The sequence below is a fragment of the Synechococcus sp. JA-3-3Ab genome (genome assembly GCF_000013205.1).
GTDB lineage: Bacteria > Cyanobacteriota > Cyanobacteriia > Thermostichales > Thermostichaceae > Thermostichus.
In genome coordinates, this window is record NC_007775.1 from 887,616 (window position 1) to 908,158 (window position 20,543).

Below are 20,543 nucleotides of genomic sequence, written 5' to 3' on the forward strand. Positions count from 1 at the left end.
ATTCAAGACTTTTTTCGGTTGGCCCAGCCAGCGATTTAAAGGTAAAGCAAATTGGAAGGGATCCCTTCTCAAATCCTCTCAAAGGAAAAGTGGCTCTAGGTTGATTTTGGATAGGGGCTGCTATTGACTGGGGATGAGCAGAAATGGGATGGGCCTATGCTGACCAAGTTGAGTTTTTCAGAGCCACCCGTCGCCGGAGCAGAAAACAGCAAGTGGCCGGCGGGATCCGAGCTGGTGGGGATCGCCCTGGAAGTGCAGGCCCCTCAGCCCTACCTGTTGGATCCCCACTATGCCAAAGGGCTGCACGCCTGGTTCTTGAGCCAGGTGCAAGAGACAGACCCGCAGCTATCGGCCTATTTGCACGATGGAGAATCGGAGAAACCTTTTACCCTCTCCCGGCTGATGGGGCCCTTCCGCGAGCAGGGGGGGCGACTGCTGATCCCGCCCCAGATCCCCTTCCGCTGGTCGATCACCGCCCTCAACCCCCAAGTGGTGGAGTGGCTGCGGGAATGGTGCCGACGGCTGCCCCCCTGGCTGGAGTTGCGCGGATCCCCGCTGCAGATTCTGGGATGGAAGGTCTCAGCCCCCCCGCGCACCTATCGTCAACTGTTGGAGCAGCCTCTTTCCCCCCGCTCCTGGAGCCTTTCCTTCGTCTCGCCCACCAGCTTTCGCCACCGGGGCCACCATCTGCCGCTGCCGATCCCTCGCAACCTGTTCCACAGCTATCTGCGCCGTTGGAACGATTTTTCCGGTCTGCCCATCGAGGCGGAGCCTTTTCTGGATTGGGTGGATGGGGAAGTGATCATCCAGCGGCACCGTCTGGAATCGGTGAAAACCACCGCAGGTCGCCAGGGATCCGTGACGGGATTCATCGGCTGTGTGCAGTTGGCTGTCTCCTCCCGTGCGCCTGAGCTGTTGCAGCAGCAGCTCCAAGCCCTGATCCACCTTGCCCCCTACTGCGGCACCGGCCACAAAACCCCCTTTGGGCTGGGGCAAACCCGCCTCGGTTGGCTGGCCGAAGAGCTGCCCGCCACCCCCGTCCTTTGCCGGGAAGAGCAACTGGCCCGGCGCATCGAGGAGCTGAGCGCCCTCTTTCTCAGCCAGCGGCAACGACAAGGGGGATCCCGCGCCGAAAAAACTGCCCAACTGTGGGCGACGATCCTGGCCCGCCGCGAAGGTGGAGAGAGCTTACAACAGATCGCCGCTGATTTGGAGATGCCCTACGAGACGGTGAAGACCTATGCCAAGCTGGCCCGCCGCTCTCTCCAGTCTGGATCCCAGGACTACTCGTCGAGCAGTCTTCCCTAGATGACTTGAGGTACTTTGTTGAGCCTGATACATTCACGCTGAACTCTCCTGAACATGGTTCAGGAAAGAAGCGATCGCATCCTGCCTATCTCTGAGCAGGAAGGCGGTATCCCGCAAAGCCCTGAGGAATACCCCCCGAGCGCTTTCCCCCTTCACTTCCCGGCAACCGTTGCGGTGGACTCAAGGATCAGGGGGAAACTTGGTCTACTATATCCCTCTCAATGACTTTTGCCAAACCGCCTAAAGCTCAGTAAATTCAGCAAAGTTCAGGGTTTTGGGGGTTAGAGGCATGCTCTTGCAGGGAGAAGGTAGAGATCAACCTCACTTCTCTTTGCTCATTACTCGCTTCTCTCTAGTTTCCGTCCCCTTGCGGGGAAAAGGTAGGGATCAACGTTACTCACTGTAGAACACGAATTGCGTGATGAAAACTGTTTCCGTCCCCTTGCGGGGAAAAGGTAGGGATCAACCATAAACCAAGTATGCAGCGTAGTCTAGATACTGTTCAGTTTCCGTCCCCTTGCGGGGAAAAGGTAGGGATCAACAGTAGAGCAGGATGGCGGCAAATTCGAGAAATGTGTGAAGTTTCCGTCCCCTTGCGGGGAAAAGGTAGGGATCAACTCTAACTAGAGTAATACCTGGGTTTAACTGTGAACCAGGAGAGTTTCCGTCCCCTTGCGGGGAAAAGGTAGGGATCAACGACTGGGCAGTGGCATGCCTCCTGAACTAACCTAACGTTTCCGTCCCCTTGCGGGGAAAAGGTAGGGATCAACGCGGATTTCATGTTGTGCCCGACAGTAGCCTTACTTTGTTTCCGTCCCCTTGCGGGGAAAAGGTAGGGATCAACACGATCCAGTGGGGACGTGGACGCTGGACCATTAACTGGTTTCCGTCCCCTTGCGGGGAAAAGGTAGGGATCAACGGCAAAGGTATTTACTCCTTAGACTAAGTAAAAGGGCAGTTTCCGTCCCCTTGCGGGGAAAAGGTAGGGATCAACCGGACAAAATTGTCAAAGGACAAGCCAAGACTCTGAAGCGTTTCCGTCCCCTTGCGGGGAAAAGGTAGGGATCAACGGGTGGATTCCGACTGAAACCGGTTTGGCTACCCGAGTGTTTCCGTCCCCTTGCGGGGAAAAGGTAGGGATCAACGGGGCACAGATGTCGTGTTCTACGATCTGGAAACAGTCGTAGAGTTTCCGTCCCCTTGCGGGGAAAAGGTAGGGATCAACAACAAAGGCCTTCGTGGTATGGTTAAACTTCGCAGTTTCCGTCCCCTTGCGGGGAAAAGGTAGGGATCAACTGTAGATAAACCGGACACCGCTTTTGGTGCGTTGGAGTTTCCGTCCCCTTGCGGGGAAAAGGTAGGGATCAACAACGGGTTCTCCCTCAAGGAGGCGCCCGCCATACTGAGAGGTTTCCGTCCCCTTGCGGGGAAAAGGTAGGGATCAACTTTTTAGAGGGGCAGAGTTTGTATAGACTGCCTAGGAGGGTTTCCGTCCCCTTGCGGGGAAAAGGTAGGGATCAACAACCATCGCTGGATCGGGGTTAATTCCCTCACTAATGCGTTTCCGTCCCCTTGCGGGGAAAAGGTAGGGATCAACGGGGCTAACCAAACTGGGTTAGCCTAGATCATCTGCAAAAGTTTCCGTCCCCTTGCGGGGAAAAGGTAGGGATCAACGAGGGCCGTCTCCTGACTGCCGGAACCTTCTTGGTGAGTTTCCGTCCCCTTGCGGGGAAAAGGTAGGGATCAACAGTAATCTGAGGGTTGGGACAAGAGGTTTTATATAACTCAGGTTTCCGTCCCCTTGCGGGGAAAAGGTAGGGATCAACTTCCAGTAGTAGTTGCGACCCCCGATTTCCCTCACTGTTTCCGTCCCCTTGCGGGGAAAAGGTAGGGATCAACAAATTTATCTTTAAAGACCCGAACGAGTATATGTTCTGTTTCCGTCCCCTTGCGGGGAAAAGGTAGGGATCAACCTAACCTAGATCTCGATATCACAAGTGAGGTAGAACGTTTCCGTCCCCTTGCGGGGAAAAGGTAGGGATCAACCTACCTATACGGTAGTAAAAACCTCTACATCCGTCACTGCTAGTTTCCGTCCCCTTGCGGGGAAAAGGTAGGGATCAACTGTGGACTAGTGACGGTGTTGGCGGTCGCAAGCTAACCTTCGTTTCCGTCCCCTTGCGGGGAAAAGGTAGGGATCAACTCGGCTAGAAACCGAGTACAAAGCCGCACTTGCAAAACAGTTTCCGTCCCCTTGCGGGGAAAAGGTAGGGATCAACGTTCGAACCACCAACTTGGGTGGTTCGACAATAACTTGTTTCCGTCCCCTTGCGGGGAAAAGGTAGGGATCAACTTGTTATGCAACTACTGGAACCGGTGTTCACCGTCATTGTTTCCGTCCCCTTGCGGGGAAAAGGTAGGGATCAACTCCATGTTGTTGATTAACCACATGACCTCATTTTGGGTCGTTTCCGTCCCCTTGCGGGGAAAAGGTAGGGATCAACGTTAAGAATGCCCTAAAGTTGTCCAGTGATCAACTGGCGTTTCCGTCCCCTTGCGGGGAAAAGGTAGGGATCAACAGTGAAAACCAGGATCCAAAAGGCGAAAGCCTGCGGGTTCTGTTTCCGTCCCCTTGCGGGGAAAAGGTAGGGATCAACGAATGTCAGTCTATACGATGAATGGAAAGACACTCAAGGTTTCCGTCCCCTTGCGGGGAAAAGGTAGGGATCAACGCCATTGAGCGGCAGCGGGCTGAACAACAAGCCCGTGTGGAGAAGTTTCCGTCCCCTTGCGGGGAAAAGGTAGGGATCAACTTGCTAAGCAACGAATAAACCTCCCCCACCCACACAGTTTCCGTCCCCTTGCGGGGAAAAGGTAGGGATCAACGTGAGACACAATCGCTGCAGCCTGTGGGTTCAACTTCATGTTTCCGTCCCCTTGCGGGGAAAAGGTAGGGATCAACACCGTTTTATTATAGCCCACGGTGCCGGGGCTCCGCAAGACGTTTCCGTCCCCTTGCGGGGAAAAGGTAGGGATCAACTCGAAGGCCAATTTCGTAGAGTACACGCCGAAAGGCGTTTCCGTCCCCTTGCGGGGAAAAGGTAGGGATCAACTGTTGGGGGAGGGACTACCTTAGAGGGTTCCCCCCATCACGTTTCCGTCCCCTTGCGGGGAAAAGGTAGGGATCAACCTGGAAATTCTCGCTACTGCAGGGCGAGAAAGAAGCGTTTCCGTCCCCTTGCGGGGAAAAGGTAGGGATCAACAAGACCTCCCAGATCGCCGTTGCAGTGCGCTCCAAAGTTTCCGTCCCCTTGCGGGGAAAAGGTAGGGATCAACCTATTATAATCCGTATCACAAGGGGGATTTTATTCAGTGTTTCCGTCCCCTTGCGGGGAAAAGGTAGGGATCAACCCTACCCCCGGAAAAGCCTGAACTCATGAGGTTTTCAAGGTGCGCTTGCGAGGGAGTACGGAGACTTCCCGACACAGATATTAACATTGGTTTGGCGGATAAGCGCAAGTCGGGAAATTTGCTCTTTTAGAGACGTTATGCTGCATTGTTGCGCCAATTCCGGCAAGAGCTACTAGATTCCTCTTAAAGGCTGGCGTCGGTAAGGAAAGGCTAGCGATAGCTTGCCCCGACGGATCGCGCACAAAACTTTACAATTTTGGCCGAGCTGAGAACCTCAAAAAATGAGGTAGTCCGGCGGCTCGTAGGGGGGAGGCCCGCCGAAGACCTTGGTGCGTTGTTTGGCGCTGGCATCCAGAGGGTAGGCCCGCAGGCTATCTTCCTGGAGGTTGAGCAGAGGCAGCCACGACTTTTCCAGCTTCTCTTCCAGCTCGGCAGTGTCCAGGGGGCATTCAAAAACGGAGTATTGCACTCGCTGGCAGCACTGCTCCAGGCGTTTGGCCAACTGGTGTCGGCGCTTATCGTCCACCACGTCGTAGCAAACCAACCACAGCATCAGCGCAGCTCTATGGGCTCATAGTCTAGGTCACCGCTCACCAGGCAACGGCTCAGCCGGCGGGCTTGCTCCAGCACAATTTGACTGAGGGGCAGGCGGCGAGATTGGGGAGGATAGAGCAATGGCTCGCGGAAGCGGCGTTCCAGCTCTCCCAAAAACAGTTTTTTGGCCAGGGATCCCAGCCATATGCCTGTCCCATCCGGCGACGGCTCAAAGTCTTCCGGCGTGAGCAGGCCAGCCTTGACAAGCTGGAGCACAGCCCAATCCACCACCAAGGGTCGAAACTCCTCCATCATGTCCAGCACCAGGTTGGGGCGGTAGGGCAAGTTGGCGTGGAAAAAGCCGAGATAGGGATCCAACCCGGCCATCACCACTGCCGAGAACACGCGGGCCAGCAGCACCCCGTAGCCCCAACTGAGCAGAGCGTTGATCGGGTCGAGCGGCGGCTGTCGGTTGCGGCCAGTGAAGTTCCACTCAGCTAGAAATCGCAGGAGCCCCGCACTGTACCCGTAGGGTCAGTGTCGGGAGGAATGCGGAAGTTATGATAGAACCATGACCCAAGTCCTGACCGTATCCTGCAAGCTCAAGGCGTCCCAGTCGCAAGCCGCCAAATTGGACGCGACTTTGGAGGCTTTTGGCCAAGCCTTGAATTGGGTCAACCAGAACACGCCGGAGAAAGTCGCCAACGCCGTTAAGCTCCAGTCTCTGTGCTACCGCGAAATCCGTGCCCGGTTCGGCTTATCCAGTAACTTGGCTCAGCAGGTCTGCAGACGGCTGGCCGGCGCCCGTAAAGTTGCCCAACAGAAAAACCGTCCGGTCAAAGCGTTCAAGAGAGGCTTTGCGACCTACGATGCCCGTATCTTTTCGTTTCGCGAGAAAGACTGGACGGTGTCGCTGACCACGGTGGAGGGTCGAGAGCGCTTTGAGCTGGCGATTGGCCGCTACCAGAGAGAACGGCTGGCGGGCTCCAATCCCAAATCTGCCACTCTGGTCAAGCATAAAGACGGCTCCTACTCTATTCAGATCTGTGTGGAAACGGAGCCATCCCCACCGCAACGCACGGGCAGAGTGCTGGGGGTGGACTTGGGAAGGACAGATATTGCCCATACGTCAGAGGGGGACAATTGGAATGGACAGCAGTTGAACCGAATCCGAGACCACTACTCCAAGCTGAGGGCGGCACTCCAACGCAAAGCCAGTAAGGGCACACGCAGTTCGCGGCGCAGATGCCGTCAACTGTTGCAACGGCTGTCTGGCAAGGAGAGACGCTTTCAAACTTGGGTCAATCATCGCATCTCCAAAGCTATTGTCTCTAGGGCAAAAGCTACCAACAGCGCTATCGCCCTAGAAGACCTGACAGGGATCCGGGAAAGGGTCAATCAACAACCCCGCAGCAAAGCCGAACGGCGCAGGGCCAACAGTTGGGCGTTTTATCAACTCCGTCAATTTTTGGAGTACAAGGCTCTGCGTGCAGGGGTTGCTTTGATTCTGGTGCCGCCTGCCTACACGTCGCAGACCTGCCACCGGTGTTTGCACATTCATCCCGACCCTGCGCAATCCTACCGCAGTGGAAAGAAGTTTAAGTGTGGACACTGTGGATGGGAAGGGGATGCGGATTTGAATGGTGCGAATGTGATTGCGCTTTTGGGGGCTGCCGTAAACCAGCCTAGAGGCTCGTGGTTGGCTTGCCAACTGCAGGGCTACCGAAAGCCCGCCCTGTACTGCGAAGCAGTCAGGGTCGGGTAGTTTACAGTTGGTGGAGAAGGATCCCTGCAGGCGACCGCGAAAACCGCCATCCGCACGCAAAAAAATGGTTTCGATGCCTCGATCCAGCAGTTGGGCCAAAGCTGCGCTGGTCAATTGGATCCCGGGCAACACCACCACCAGCTCCACCTCCGCAAGGCGGCAAAGTTGCTCTTGACCACGGCGGCGAATGAGCAAGCTTTGGTTCTGGCAGTGAACCACAGTCCCCGGCTCGGTTAGGTAGAGGGTGGTCATGGGCAGGAAGGTCAAGAAAGCTTCAGGTCGGGGCGATAAAACTGCAGCTCTGCCTGGGCTTCCCGAGCCATCTGTTCCCGGTAGGCCAGGGGAGCGATGACCTCGCCGTTGGGCCGCCAATCCCGCAGGCGCATGGTGAAATTGGTGTCTCCCACCCGCACATAGGCGCAGAAGTAGCGGTCGCTGGCCGGCCTCTGCCGGAGAATGTGCAAGATCTTTTCCCGTTCCCCCGCATCGGCGATCTCCCGCCGCACCAAAGCCGGGATCCGCTCGTAGGCAATGGGCTGGAAGGTGGGGTGGCGTACTGTGTTGTCCACGTAGCGGCGGGCAAACTGCGGCGCAAAGCGCAGGATCAAGAGCGCCTTGGGCAGATAGAAATCGGATCCCCAGGCCTCTTCCCAGGCCGCTTGCACCTCCTCAGGAGTGGGCAGATTCCCCTGCCTCTGGCGGGCCAAGAGCTCCGCCGGCACCGCAGGGTCAGACCAGGGCACCACCGTCAGGCGAGGCGAGCGAATGCGATCCAGGCGAAAGTTGTGCCAGCCCAGGGATCTGGCAGCGTGCGGGAGCTGGCCGAAGGCGGCCAAGTACTTGGCGCGGCGGGCATAAAACAGGCAAACCGGGTAGGTGAGGACCTTTTGGATCCCGTGCTGGCGAGTTTCGTAATCAAAGCGGATCAGCCCTGCTGCCGGTTTTGTCCAGAAAGCCTCTAGCTGGTTTTGGTATTCGTCCACCCGCTCCTGCTGTTCGTCGGAGAGGATGTACTCAAACCAGACAAAGAGCCGCCGCTGCGAGTGTTGATGCCCCCCCCAGATATCGTCCAGCAACACCTGCACATCGGGATGCACAAAGGCCACGTCGCTGAGGACGTGGTAGATCTGCTCAAGCTGGCTACCCGACAACGTCAAGGCCGAGGCGGGCGTCGGCAAGGGGGGGCGATCCCCGGCGGCACGGCAGCGAAAGTTATCTCTTCGCCTGGAGTTGGCCTCGATTGGCTGCAGCCAGCCCTGAGCGGCCAGGTAGTCCAGCTCTTTGCGCAGGGTGCGGTGGGTCTTCAAAAAGGGCCGGCTGGCCAGCCGCGTCTCCAGATGGGGAACTTCGGCTTTTAAGGCGGCCAGCAGGTCGGGATGCTCCAGCCAAAAGCTCAGAGGCTTCTGGCAAATGCAACTGGGATCCGGGCAGGAGATCCCATGGGGCAAATCCTGCCGGGGGTGGCTGGGCGAGAAGAGGCGATCGCGGATGTGGGTGTAGCCAAAGGTCTCTGGCAGATCCGGCCAACGGTTTTCGCTGTACAAACCCTGGAGCAACACCCAGAGACGCACCGCCCGCTCCAGGCGCTCTGCCAACTGCCCGCCTGCCAGCCAGCGCAACACCTCCACCGTCAAAGGCAACTCCCCTCCGTTCATCTCCCCCTCCAGGGCAAGGCACAGACCAAGGTCGGATCCCTTCGCCCCTACTCTGCCAACAATTGGAAGATCTTGCTTCCAATCTTCCCCATACTGGGGCCAGGCTGTTGTCTTTCTGTCCCAATTTCCATGTCTGCTGTGGCGCTGCAGTTGCGGTCTGGCTATCTGGCCCATTGGCCGCAGAAACCCCATCTTGGGGGGCTACCGTTTCAGGTGATTGAAATCGAGCTGACCCGACCGGATCGGCTGGTTTTCCCGGAAGATCTGGCCCAACTGCGCCTGCCTGGGGGGATCGACCCCCGCTTGGGAGTGGTGCTGAGCGGGCGCGCCCCCATCTGGCTCTACGGCTGGTTGGTGCACGAGTGCCACTTTACCCGCTGGGTGGCCTGCTACGACCCGCGCTTGGGGGCAGTGGTGGTCTCCAGCCATAGCCCAGACGTGCAGGTGGGCGAGATCATTCCCTGGGTGCAGGGCAGGCCGGGCAAGGCCTACGGCCCGCTGACGCGAACAGAATTGGCAGCGGCGGTGATGGTAGTGGGCCCCCCCGACAGTGGCAAAAGCCGTCTTGCCCGCGCCCTCTTCGAAGCTCTGCTGCCGGAGCATCCCGATATTTATCTGCAACGGGCCCATTGGGATGGGGAAGGCAATTGGACTTTAGACTTGCCACCAGAAGAGGCGAAGATCCTCAAGCACCAGTACCGGGGCTCTTTTACCCCCGAATTTTTCAGCTTCCATGCCCAGGCCATTCTGGCTTTGCGCCGGCAAAAGAGTTTGGTGATTGTGGATGTGGGCGGCAAGGTGGATCCGCAAAAGCAGCCGATCCTGGAAGCCTGCTCCCACTACCTGGTGGTCAGCCGGGATCCCGAGGCTATCCCTCTCTGGCACGAGTTTTGTCGAGACCGGGGCAATTTGCGCTGTGTGGCCATCCTGCACACCTCGCCCGGCCCTCCTCAAGTGCTCAAAGACTCACCTGAGTTGGAAATTCGCTGGGATCCCAACTCTCCTCCCCCCGCGGAGCTGCTGCGGGCGGTGCGCCGCCTCATTCACTAGAGCTGCAGGTTCAGAATTGGAGGGGCGGGTCAGCATATATCGCATCCCGGACGCTGGCCGTTTTGGACGAGCGGTTGCACGGCGTTGTGTGCGAGTTCCAAGAGAGGTTTGCGGATCGCCTGACCAGGGGCTGCACCTGATGGCCAAGGTGTGTGGTTTTTGGGTTTTGGGTTGCCTTGTCGCCCTCTCGCTCCGTCAACTGCTCCAGGTTGGATTTACCGGTAAGCCGCCTCTGGGTTGGCTTCATGGCCGTAGAGATAGCTGAGAACCGAGTTGCGCAGGCGGTAGTACTGCGGATCTTCAAGAATCCGCTCGCGATCCCGAGGGCGCGGGAAGGGGATGGTCACGATCTGCCCGATGGTGGCTGCAGGGCCATTGGTCAAAGGACTCCGTCCCGCTGGCGCGATCAGCACCAGGCGGTCGGCCAAAAACAGCGCCTCATCAATGTCGTGGGTAATCATCAAAACCGTGCAGCGATGTTCATCCCAAATGCGCAACAGCTCCTCCTGCAGTTCCTCTTTGGTGATGGCATCCAAAGCCCCAAAGGGTTCATCCAAAATCAGGACTTCTGGTCGAATCGCCAAGGCACGGGCAATGGCCACCCGCTGCTTCATCCCTCCGGAAATTTGCGGGGGATATTTTTGGGCAGCTTCCCCCAGCCCCACCAAATTCAGGTGTTCCTCTACAATTTGATGCTTTTCCGACTGGCTCTTTTGAGGGAAGACCGACTGGACGGCCAGGTAAACATTTTCATAGACCGTGAGCCAGGGTAACAAGGCATATCCCTGAAACACCACCATGCGATCTGGGCCAGGAGCTGTAATCGGCTGGCCTTTCAGCTTCACCGAGCCGCTGGTGGGCTGGGTAAAGCCAGAAACCATATTCAGCAGCGTGGTTTTGCCACAGCCGGAATGTCCAACTATGCAGACAAATTCTCCTGCATCGACCCTAAGATTGATATCTCGCAAGACGGGATACTCCCCCTTAGGAGTTGGGTAAGTCTTGCTGACATTCTCAAGGGTTAAGTAGGGTTCTGCGGCTGTGGCTACTGGGGTAGAGGTTGTCAAGAGGGCAGTCATCGTGGGGTGCTCCAATTCATCGTTTTCTCACAACTGGGAACGTGCTTTTGCAAAGGGAACCTCTAGAGCAACACAGGACGACGATCCAAAGCAACCTCGGCTATGTAAATGTCGTGCTTAATCGCCAAACTGTTGAGGTAAGCCAAGGGATCCTCGCCATTGAAAGGGATCCCGTCGAACAATTGAATGGGCTGCCGCTGGTAAGACACATCCAGCCCCAGCTCGCGGGCTGCCGTGCTGAACACCCCCACCTGACATACCCGCTCCACGATCTCCACCCAGTTGCGGGGGAAGGGCAGATCCCCCCAGCGGGCCATTTGGGTCATCATCCACAGATGCTCGGTGCGGCTGGGGCGGTTGCCGGCGCCCAGAAAGAACTGATGGTGGGCATATTCCCGCATCGGCATGTCTAGGTCACAGATTAGGCGCTGGGGATCCCCCAGGTGAATGTAGGATGGGTCGGTGCTCAGGTAGGCGCGGCGGCTGAGCAGCTCGCGAATCTCGTCGTGGTGGGCCGGATCTTCGCAGTAGCGACAGGCTTCCAGCAGCGCTTTCACCAAGGCAATGTGGGTGTTGGGATAGGCCCTGGCCCAATCTTCACGCACCCCCAACACTTTGCCGGGATGGCCCAGCCAAATCTCCAGATCTGTAGCCACCGTAAAGCCACTGCCCTCTAAGGCTGCCCGCAAATTCCAGGGCTCTCCCACACAGTACCCATCGATGTTGCCGGCTGTCAGGTTGGCCACCATCTGAGCCGGGGGCAGCGTTTTCAGCACTACATCGTGATCCGGGTGGATCCCGCCGGCTGCCAGCCAATAGCGCAGCAGCAAGTTGTGCATGGAGCTGGGATGCACCACCCCAAAGGTCAGCCGACGGCTGGGGCTATCCAGGATGTAAGCCTTCAACTGGCTCAGCGTGTGGATCCCTTGCTCGTAGAAGCGCCTGTGCAGGGTAATGGCATTGCCGTTGCGGGTCAAGGTGAGGGCAGTCACCACCGGCTGGGGTGGGTTGTCCCCGCCGCCCAGAGACATCCACACCGGCATGCCGGCGGGCATTTGGGCCGCATCCAAGTAACCTCCCTGGATGCCGTCTTGGATCCCTCGCCAACTGGTTTCCCGCACCAGATTGACTTCTTCCAGGCCGTGTTTGGCAAAAAACCCCTTTTCTTTGGCCACCGCCAACGGGGCGCAGGCGGTCAGGGGCACAAAGCCGATCTCCAAGTTGATCTTTTCTAAACCGTGCCTGGCCACCACGGTGCTGCGGCGGGCCCGCCACTGTTTGATCCGTTTTTGCTGGTTCAAAAAGTAGATGATCTCGCTGCGATAGCTGTAGTAGCTGGGGTGATTGACTACCTCCAACCGGCGGCGGGGGCGGGGAATATCGATGGTTAAATCGATGGTTAAAATGTTGCCAATTCGGGATCCCGGCCCGTTGGTCAGCATCACCACCCGATCCGAGAGCAGGACGGCTTCGTCCACGTCGTGGGTGACCATGAGGGTGGTCATCTGGTGTTCTTCGCAGATGCGCATCAACTGCTCCTGCAAATTCCCGCGCGTGAGGGCATCCAAAGCGCCAAAGGGCTCGTCCAACAACAACACCTTGGGCCTCACAGCCAAAGCGCGAGCGATGGCTACCCGCTGCTTCATGCCCCCTGACAGTTGAGCCGGGAACTTATCCGCCGCCTGCCGCAAGCCGACCAGATCGATATGTTCTTCGACAATCTGCTGACGCTCTGCCGGGGAGTAGTTTTTCAGCACAGCGTCTACCGCCAGGGCAATGTTTTGTCGAACCGTTAGCCAAGGCAAAAGCGAGTAATGCTGAAACACCACCATGCGATCCGGGCCGGGAACGGTGATGGTGTGTCCATCCAAAGCCACGATCCCTCCGGTAGGCAGAGACAACCCCGCCACCATGTTCAGTAGGGTGGACTTGCCGCAGCCGGAGTGGCCGATTAAGGAGACAAACTCCCCGCGGTGAATTTGGAGATCGATCCCTTTGAGGGCTAGATATTCTTGGCCTCCAGGCAGACCAAACGCTTTTTCCACTTGCTCTACACTGACCAATACAGACACAGAAGACCTCCCCACCTGTAGATATTGCTCAGCAACTCGGATCCCAGACCTCAGTTCTACTCTTTTTGAAGAGCTGATTGGGGCTAACACTCAAAGACAATGTAAGAGGGATCCCAACTCAATTGGATGGACATGCAGTGAAAAGATCTGCAAACGAGGCTAGCGATTGGCTATTTTGTTTTGCAGGGCAGCCACCAGTCGATCCAAAAGCAAGCCCACCGCCCCAATGTAGATGACAGCAACGATGATCTCAGTCACGTAGTTCTGCTGGTAGGCATCCCAGATGAAAAAGCCGATCCCTGGCACGCCGGACATGACAATTTCTGCGGCAATAATCGCCAGCCAAGATAGGCCAATACCAATGCGCAGACCTGTGAACATGTAGGGCAGAACCGAAGGCAGCAAAACCTTAAAAAAGAAGTCTACTTTGGAGAGCTTGAGCACTTTGGAGACGTTGATGTAGTCTTCCGGGATCTGTCTCACCCCCACAGCCGTGTTGATGAGAATGGGCCAAATTGAGGTGATAAAAATAACAAACAGGGCAGCCGGCTCATTGCGCTGCGAAGCAGCCAAGGAAATGGGCACCCAAGCTAAGGGAGCTACCATGCGCAAGAATTGAAAGATGGGATCCAAAGCTCGGTTGATCCACACACTGCTTCCCACCAAAATGCCCAACGTGATACCCACCAAAGCGGCACTGCAATAGCCGATGGCCACCCTTTGTAGGCTGGCCAAGGTTTGGCGCAGCAGCCCTTGGTCGAGGTCGCTGTTGCGATACAAAGGATGCAGGATCAGATATCGGCTGCGCTCATCCATCCACACATCCCAAGGCCCCGGCAGCCGAATTAGGTTGGCACTGGCCAAGATCTGCCAGATGAGCAGAAATCCAACAATACCCACCACAGGGGGGAGAATCTGATCTCGGTACTTCGCCAAATCGAGCTTCGCTGCCGAAGACTTTGCCGGAGAAGAAAGTGTCGTCGTCATAGCTCCTAGAGGAGGATAGGGTTTTACAAGGTTCTCTGTTGTCGCGCTCTCAGAACATTCCAGCCGCAGGGTTCTACAACGTGTTGGAAACAGAGCATGAACTGGGATTGGCCTTGCCTTTTCCTTGGATGGGCAAACACAGGGATTGCAAACTCAACAAAACTCTCACGACAATCAGAAAACTCAGGATTCCTACGGCTATTGAAAGGATGAGCTTGTCCCAGCGAGGCCGGGCCGGCCTCTTAAAAAGAGGCTTCCCGAAGGGTTCGCGCGGAACGTGGAGGAGAGCCAACATAGCCGATCCCCAACATGGCATTTAAAGATATTCAAAAAGTAAAGATTTTCAAAAAGTGCAAAGTTTACAGTACCCATCAACTCTCCATCATTTGGGCAGAAAGCTCGGCACAGCTTTTTTCGACCTCGTGGGATCCCACAGGTAGGCAGGATCCCTGTCGCGCGAGAGATTCGAACAAGGAAACGGTAAGCCATGGACTTCCTGCGAAAGAAGGTGAGGAACTTGGCCCAATCAAGCTATTCAGCTAGACCCTCTTGATTTTCAGGCTGTTCAAGTAGGCCTGGGGATCCTGGGGGTCAAACACCACACCATCGAAGAAACGCTCCGTTCCCCGCGAAGTGTTGTTGGGAATATTCTTCACTCCCAGCGCTTGGGCAGCCTCCCGCCAGAGATCTTCGCGGTTCACCTCATCCACCAGACGGCGGGCAGTATCCAAATCCTTGAGGAAGCGAGCGTGGAAGCCCCAACGCAGCGATTCGGTCAAGAACCACAGGTCATGGCTCTTGTAGGGATAAGAGACGCTGCCCCCCCCATCTTCCCAGTACAGAGGCCCGGCGTTGAAATCTTGAACAGCCGGCTTGCCATCTCCCAATTCGTACTTGCCCTGGAAGGGAGGCGTGAGAACCTCGACCGGCACATTCAGATAAGCGCGCCCCGAAAGGATGCGCGCCAGCTCTTCACGGTTGGCCGGATCGTCGCACCATTGCTGCGCTTCCATCACAGCCATCAAAACTGCTTGTGTGGCTCTGGGGTTTTGCTCCACCCAGTCGGCGCGAATGGCCAAGTATTCTTCGGGGTGAAAAGGCCAGATCTGCTGGGTGAGGGCCGCCATAAAGCCGATCCCATCGGCCACAATCCGGTAGGGCCAGGGATCCCCGGTGCTAAAAGCATCCATGGTGCCGTTGCGCATCCCCTGCACCGTCTCGGCAGAGGGCACCGTCAGCAGCTCAATGTCTTGATCCGGATCCACACCCCCGGCGGCCAGCCAGTAGCGGATCCAAAAATCTTGATTGGCGTTGGGGAAGGTGTAGGCAGCCTTGAATTTGCGCCCGTTGCTGGCGCTGAAATTTTTGATGTAGTCTGCGGCTCCAGAGATGTCCAGCCCCAAGCCTTTGCCAGTGTGCATTCCGGCAATGGCAATCCCGTTGCCTTGGGTGATCAACTGGCACAGAACCGCCATGCGCACCGGCTGGTTGTTGGTGATGGCGCCAATGTGGATCATGTGAGGCATCGGCATCTGCCACTGGCCACCGTCGATTCCCCCACCCGCTGAGCCGATGACCACGTTGTCACGGGCTGCCGGCCAACTGGCCTGCTTTAACACCTCTACACCGGTCATGCCGTGCTTGTCGAAAAAGCCCTTCTCCTTGGCGATGATCAGGGGGGCAGACTCCACAATCGGTATAAAGCCTAACCTGAGATTGGGGGTTTCTGGGCCGCTGGCCTGGGCAACCCAGTAGCCTGTGCTGGCCCGTGCTAAGCTGCCACTCACGAGTCCACCCACGGTGGCCGCACCCGCAGACAGCAAAAAGTTACGACGTGACGTCATGCTCACCTCATCGAAAGGATATGTGAAGGCAAGAAGGAAGCTTTCCAGTTCAAGTCGCCTGACCCACGGATTTCCTTCGTGAAATCTCAAGAAATCCTTAAATCTCAGCTTGGTTGATATCCTAAGGGCAAATAAATATAGAAACAATACAATTATTATTTTGGTAAGCATAGACTTCCGTTTATCATTGTTGCGATGGCTTAGGTCTCAATGGCGTTTCCTCCAACGGCGGCTTGCTCTGGGCAAAACAACTCAACAGATTGGGGATCCCTGCCCCATGGCGGCTATCACTGGGATGGCTGCACAGAGCGGTTTTTTGAGGGCTGGTACAGCCGCGTCACCTTGCCCGGGGATCCGCCCATTAGCTTTGCCTTCATGTACGCCATCGACCCCAGGCGGGGAGGCATGGCGCAGGTGTTGGGGCCGGAGGAGGAGTTGCATTGGCGCACCTTCCCCAATCCCCGCCGCTTTTGGGCCAGTTGGCGGCACCTGGCCTTGGGGCACGCTGGCGGGCCAGGCGAGAGCTGGCGAGGGCTGCAGGAGCCCCTCACCTTCTTCCAACACACCGCCAGCGGCTACCAATACACCGCCCGCCTCAACCAGGGGATCCTGCCAGATCCTGTCAGAGGCGAGGCCATCCGCTGGCTCTATCGCATTCAACTCTGCTCTGCCTACGGGATCCCACCCCGAGCCACCATGGGAGCCTGGTCTTATCTGCCCATCTTTGAGCCGGGCTGGCAGATCCTCATGAGCCATGGCTTGGCCACCGGCTGGGTGGAGTGGCGGGGCAGGCGCTTCGAATTCGAGCAGGCCCCCGCCTACGCCGAAAAAAACTGGGGACAAAGCTTCCCTCGCCGCTGGTTTTGGATCCAGTGCAACGCCTTTCCCAACCATTCCGGCCTCAGCCTCACCTGCGCCGGAGCCGAGCGGCAGGTGCTCACCCGCCCCGAAGAAGTCGCCCTGATCAGCCTGCACGGCGGGGGATCCCAGCCTTTTTTGGAGTGGCGGCCCGGCCAAGCTCGGCTAACCTGGCAGGTGGATCCCTGGGGATCCTGGCAGGTGCGCGGCGTTGTACAGGAGTTCCATTTGTGGATCGGCTGGCCAGACCTGCCATCCCCTGGGATGGATCCCGTCAAGCCCCGAGAGCCTCCTTGGCCGCATACATAACCTCTAGGGTGATCTCGGTCAGGCCACGCTCGCGGGCAAATTTTTCGGTGTTGCGTTTCACCTTGCCGCGCACAAAGCCGGGCACTTTGTTCAGCTCCGCCTGGGCTTCTCGCGTCCAGATGAGATCGGAATCGGCGCTCAGGCTCTTGTGGATCACTTCTTTGGTGTCGTGGCCGCCGAAGACCTCCAGCAGGTGATCCTCCATGCCCAGGGTAAAGGAGTTGTAGATTAGGTCCACAATTTGGTTGGCGCCCTCATACCCCAAAAAGGGCCGGTAGCCGATGGGAAAATCTTGCACGTGCATGGGCGCCGAGATTACCCCACAAGGGATCCGCAGCCGCTTGCCCACATGCCGCTCCATCTGGGTGCCGAAGATGGCGGCAGGCTCCACCTGGGCAATGGCATCGGCTACGCGGGTGTGATCTTCGGTCAGCAGCACCTGATCGCAATACCCGCCCACCTCTGCCTGGAACCACTCGCCATCGTAGGTGCAATAGCTGCCCGCCCAGACCACATGAACCCCCATCTCGCGGGCCAGGATCTTGGTGATGGCTGCCGCATGGGTGCAATCCCCAAAGACCACGGCTTTTTTGCCGGTCAGATTTTGGCAATCGATGGAGCGGGAGAACCAAGCCGCCTGGGAAACGTAGAGGGTCTGCTCCTGGATGTAGGGCTCGTAGTCCACCGGGATCCCTTGCTCGTTGAGAACCTGCTGGATCTGGCGGATGAAGCGGGCTGTTTCCACCACCCCCATGGGGGTGATCTCCACATAAGGTGTGCCAAACTGCTCCTGCAGGTAGCGAGCCGTCATCGGCCCCAGTTCCCGGTAGGGCACCACGTTAAACCAGGCCCGCCCCAGGTGCTTGAGATTGTGGACGCTGGCCCCCTGCGGGATCACCAAATTGAGCTCGATCCCCAGATCCTGGAGCAGCTTTTTCAACTCCCGCAGATCGTGGGCATGGTGAAAGCCCAGGCTGGAGATGCCGAGGATGTTGCAGGAAGGACGCTCCGTCCTCCGGGGCGGGCCGCTCAACTCCCCACTTTTGCGGGCTTTGTTGATATAGAACTCCACAATCTGGTGCAGGGTGCGCTCGGCGGCCTGCAACTCGTTGACCCGATAGTGGTTGACATCGGCCAGCAGCACGTCACAGCGGCTGGACAACTGCGCCTGCCGCACAAAGTGATGCAGATCCTCCTGCAAAATGCTGGAGGTGCAGGTGGGGGTAACCACAATGAGATCAGGCTGCTCCTCGCCGTCTTTGCGGACGATGTTGCGAATCACCTTCTCGTCCGATCCCCGCGCCAACACCTGCCGATCAACGACGCTGGTGGTTACCGGGGTAAAGTCCCGCTCCCGCTCCAGCATGGAACGCATCACGTTGAAATAGTCGTCCCCCAGGGGAGCGTGCATGATGCTGTGAACGTTTTTGAAAGAACTGGCCACCCGCAGCGTGCCGATGTGGGCGGGGCCAGCGTACATCCAATAGGCCAATTTCATGGACAGCCTCTCAAATGAAAACCGAGGCAAGAGCCGGGATCCCAATCCGCCGCCGACTTCTCACCCGCTGCAAATCTCTTCTGGCATTGTAGAACGCCCGGCAGCCGGGATCCCTTGGCCGTTATCCTCCGTAACTCCCGGCCACGGCGATTGTAAACATCATCGATCAAAAGCAAAACGGCCCTTTCAAGACAGCGACAATTACGGGGATCCCTCTACCCTGACTTCAAGGCCTGTTCCATGCTGGAAATAGGGGCAGCAGCCCTGGACTCCGCTTGGCAGCTTGCCGGCGAAGAACCCAATTTCCGTAGCTTTCGTTACAGATTAACTTTTGAATACAAAATGTGTACCTCTACAAACTTGAGCAGAGATTTTGGGTTACCCAGGCAAGTTTTTGGCCAGCCAAGGCAGACTGAGTCTGGAGAGAGGCTCTTCTGTTTCCCTGGATACAAACCTGGGCAAAGACCCGGGCAGAAGGGCGTGGCTGCTGGAGAAAGCGAACACCCTTTGAGGTGTTGAGGTGAAAGGCCATGGGCTCTACCACGATTTCTTGGCAACGTGATCGGAAAGCCCCTCAGGAGCAGATGGATTCCATGACTGTCACATATCTTAAGTCTGCGGCTTGCCTGCGCAACTGGCTGCAGGCGCCCTTGCAACCGATTCGAGCGGCAATTGACAGCATTGAAGTTCAGGATCCCCGCTTGGCCCACTTTTTGTGTCGGTGGATCCCGGCCCGCTGTCCTTTCGAGCGAGATGTGGTGTTGTTTGGCCACAAACTGATGCACATTCCACCGATGTGCAAGCTCAACCCCTTCTACGATCAAGTAGTAGGGCTGCGCTTCCGGGCTTTGTCGTTTTTGGCAGAACAGGGAGAAGACATCAGCCGCTACCTCTAGATCGACTTTCGGTTTGGATGATACTCCACATGTATTCACGGAACATAGATTGCTTCTTTTTTCATCAGTGGACGGAGTTTGGGGCGTAGAGCCTTGTCGGCCACAAGGTCGAGGGGGCATCCAAGTTTGTCTTCCAAGTAGAAGAGCAGATTGAAGTAACGCTTGGAGTCGACTTTACCAATGAATTTAACTAGGATATCGATGTCGCTGCCGGCTTGATCCTCGCCACGAGCAGTTGAGCCAAACAGGGCCAGTCACCGCACACGGCGGGTGTTTATTCTAGCTATCTTTAGGAAGTCGGGTTCAAGGGATCCCTGGCCGTCCAAAAGCCGTTGAGAAACTATGGCCACTTTAAACCAGATATAAGACACTCTCCAAGGGATCCTCGCCACTACCCAAGCGCTCTGCGCCGCCGGCGCGTTCGCGACAGTGTTGCGTAGCAATAACGATGTAACAAGCCGTAGTCTGGCCAGAGTGGATCCCGTCAGAGGGGGTTTCCAACTGGATGAAAACGGCGGCGTTGCTCCTGAAGTTAGGGTTAGCAGGGAGAATCGGAGAGACTACGCTTTAGTTTCTGTAAATTGTCAAGCAGTTGGGGCATGTCACTTTGGATGATACTCCACAAAACGTCGTTGTCTAGAGCAAGATAAGCATGAATGATACGGTTACGAGTGGCAATGAGTTGTCGCCAAGGAATATTTTCGTTCTGGTTACGGACTTCTGCAGGAATGTGAGTGGCTGCCTCACCAATCAACTCGATGTTTCTCAAGGTCGCATCATAGGTTCGGCGATCCCGTTCAAAGTCTTCTTGAGTGTACCCCTCTGTGTATTCAAGGACTCGCTTGGCAAATTCAATCATATCATCTAGGTAGAAACGCCATTCACGGGACATAGATTGCTTCTTTTTCTATCAATGGACGAAGTTCGGGGCGTAGAGCCTTGTCGGTCACAAGGTCTAGGGGGCATCCAAGTTTGTCTTCCAAGTAGAAGAGCAGACCGAAGTAACGCTTGGAGTCGGCTTTACCAATAAATTCAACTAGGATATCGATGTCGCTGCCGGCTTGATCCTCGCCACGAGCAGTTGAGCCAAACAGGGCCAGTCGCCGCACACCAAATTGCTTTTGAATCTCGGCAAATTGCTCGCCGAGCAATTGCAATACTTGTTGTTTCCTCATGGCTGGTCAGATTGGATCATTCACTTGTCAACTCTCCAAGTGGGAACACAGGTTGGCCGCTTGTTTTGATCTTCCAGGCTCACACAGGCAGGTGTTTATTCT

16 protein-coding genes, 1 pseudogene and 1 CRISPR repeat array are annotated in these 20,543 nt (G+C 56.8%); of the genes and pseudogenes, 5 read left to right on the forward strand and 12 right to left on the reverse strand.

From position 1 onward, the window contains the following. The first annotated feature begins 156 nt into the window (after positions 1-156). A complete protein-coding gene (cas6, locus tag CYA_RS04120) occupies positions 157-1,308 on the forward strand; it encodes a CRISPR-associated endoribonuclease Cas6 (RefSeq protein WP_011429771.1) in 1,152 nt (383 codons plus the stop codon). Positions 1,309-1,591: 283 nt separating this feature from the next. Then, positions 1,592-4,719: direct repeats of the CRISPR family, unit length 37 nt; unit sequence GTTTCCGTCCCCTTGCGGGGAAAAGGTAGGGATCAAC. 274 nt (positions 4,720-4,993) lie between these two features. Here cas6 and cas2 read toward each other — a convergent pair. Both cas2 and cas1 read right to left on the reverse strand, forming a co-directional pair. Beyond that, positions 4,994-5,272 carry a CRISPR-associated endonuclease Cas2 gene (gene cas2, locus CYA_RS04125; RefSeq protein ID WP_011429772.1) on the reverse strand — a complete coding sequence of 93 codons (279 nt, stop codon included), beginning with the start codon at positions 5,270-5,272 and terminating at the stop codon, positions 4,994-4,996. Next, positions 5,272-5,763, reverse strand: a complete 492-nt coding sequence (cas1, locus tag CYA_RS04130; protein WP_083759152.1) for a CRISPR-associated endonuclease Cas1 — start codon at positions 5,761-5,763, stop codon at positions 5,272-5,274. Before cas1 ends, cas2 begins: the two co-directional genes overlap by 1 nt. A 61-nt stretch (positions 5,764-5,824) precedes the next feature. On the opposite strand from cas1, the gene CYA_RS04135 reads away from it, so the two are divergent. Beyond that, positions 5,825-7,018 (forward strand): RNA-guided endonuclease InsQ/TnpB family protein, encoded by a 1,194-nt coding sequence (locus CYA_RS04135; protein WP_011429773.1) that lies wholly within the window; start codon positions 5,825-5,827, stop codon positions 7,016-7,018. A 12-nt stretch (positions 7,019-7,030) separates the two neighbouring features. On the opposite strand, the pseudogene CYA_RS15700 reads toward CYA_RS04135, so the two are convergent. Both CYA_RS15700 and CYA_RS04140 read right to left on the reverse strand, forming a co-directional pair. After that, positions 7,031-7,270: pseudogene (locus CYA_RS15700) on the reverse strand (CRISPR-associated endonuclease Cas1); the annotation flags it as partial. Positions 7,271-7,281: 11 nt separating this feature from the next. Continuing rightward, positions 7,282-8,673: a TIGR03985 family CRISPR-associated protein gene (locus tag CYA_RS04140; protein WP_041438172.1), complete on the reverse strand. Its 1,392-nt coding sequence runs from the start codon at positions 8,671-8,673 to the stop codon at positions 7,282-7,284. A 129-nt stretch (positions 8,674-8,802) separates the two neighbouring features. Here CYA_RS04140 and crn3 point away from each other — a divergent pair, with 129 nt between their 5' ends. Beyond that, complete coding sequence (crn3, locus tag CYA_RS04145) at positions 8,803-9,723, forward strand: CRISPR-associated ring nuclease Crn3/Csx3 (RefSeq protein ID WP_011429775.1); 921 nt, start codon at positions 8,803-8,805, stop codon at positions 9,721-9,723. 215 nt (positions 9,724-9,938) lie between these two features. Here crn3 and CYA_RS04150 read toward each other — a convergent pair whose 3' ends face one another. The 4 genes from CYA_RS04150 to CYA_RS04165 form a co-directional block, all read right to left on the reverse strand. Then, positions 9,939-10,802 carry an ABC transporter ATP-binding protein gene (locus tag CYA_RS04150; RefSeq protein WP_011429776.1) on the reverse strand — a complete coding sequence of 288 codons (864 nt, stop codon included), beginning with the start codon at positions 10,800-10,802 and terminating at the stop codon, positions 9,939-9,941. Between the two features lie 62 nt (positions 10,803-10,864). Further along, positions 10,865-12,874 (reverse strand): nitrate ABC transporter ATP-binding protein, encoded by a 2,010-nt coding sequence (locus CYA_RS04155; RefSeq protein ID WP_011429777.1) that lies wholly within the window; start codon positions 12,872-12,874, stop codon positions 10,865-10,867. Between the two features lie 159 nt (positions 12,875-13,033). Next, the gene (gene ntrB / locus CYA_RS04160; protein WP_011429778.1) at positions 13,034-13,861 is read right to left on the reverse strand and encodes a nitrate ABC transporter permease; all 828 of its coding nucleotides are present in this window, start codon (positions 13,859-13,861) and stop codon (positions 13,034-13,036) included. A 539-nt stretch (positions 13,862-14,400) separates the two neighbouring features. Continuing rightward, positions 14,401-15,705, reverse strand: coding sequence for a CmpA/NrtA family ABC transporter substrate-binding protein (locus CYA_RS04165; RefSeq protein ID WP_011429779.1), 1,305 nt, complete (start codon positions 15,703-15,705; stop codon positions 14,401-14,403). Between the two features lie 210 nt (positions 15,706-15,915). Between CYA_RS04165 and CYA_RS04170 the strand changes: the two genes are divergently transcribed. Next, a complete protein-coding gene (locus tag CYA_RS04170; protein ID WP_011429780.1) occupies positions 15,916-16,872 on the forward strand; it encodes a tocopherol cyclase family protein in 957 nt (318 codons plus the stop codon). Here CYA_RS04170 and bchB read toward each other — a convergent pair. Next, complete coding sequence (gene bchB / locus CYA_RS04175; RefSeq protein WP_011429781.1) at positions 16,838-18,370, reverse strand: ferredoxin:protochlorophyllide reductase (ATP-dependent) subunit B; 1,533 nt, start codon at positions 18,368-18,370, stop codon at positions 16,838-16,840. The two genes, CYA_RS04170 and bchB, sit on opposite strands and share 35 nt — an antisense overlap. A 593-nt stretch (positions 18,371-18,963) precedes the next feature. On the opposite strand from bchB, the gene CYA_RS04180 reads away from it, so the two are divergent. Beyond that, on the forward strand, positions 18,964-19,266 hold the full coding sequence (locus tag CYA_RS04180; RefSeq protein ID WP_011429783.1) for a Mo-dependent nitrogenase C-terminal domain-containing protein: 303 nt from the start codon (positions 18,964-18,966) through the stop codon (positions 19,264-19,266). 35 nt (positions 19,267-19,301) lie between these two features. Here the strand turns inward: CYA_RS04180 and CYA_RS13995 are convergent, their stop codons facing one another. From CYA_RS13995 to CYA_RS04190, 3 genes are all read right to left on the reverse strand, one after another. Further along, on the reverse strand, positions 19,302-19,520 hold the full coding sequence (locus tag CYA_RS13995) for a nucleotidyltransferase family protein (RefSeq protein ID WP_083759153.1): 219 nt from the start codon (positions 19,518-19,520) through the stop codon (positions 19,302-19,304). 284 nt (positions 19,521-19,804) lie between these two features. Continuing rightward, on the reverse strand, positions 19,805-20,158 hold the full coding sequence (locus CYA_RS04185) for a HepT-like ribonuclease domain-containing protein (RefSeq protein ID WP_011429784.1): 354 nt from the start codon (positions 20,156-20,158) through the stop codon (positions 19,805-19,807). Continuing rightward, complete coding sequence (locus CYA_RS04190; RefSeq protein WP_011429785.1) at positions 20,148-20,441, reverse strand: nucleotidyltransferase family protein; 294 nt, start codon at positions 20,439-20,441, stop codon at positions 20,148-20,150. The genes CYA_RS04185 and CYA_RS04190 overlap by 11 nt, the downstream gene beginning before the upstream one ends. Between the last annotated feature and the right edge of the window lie 102 nt (positions 20,442-20,543).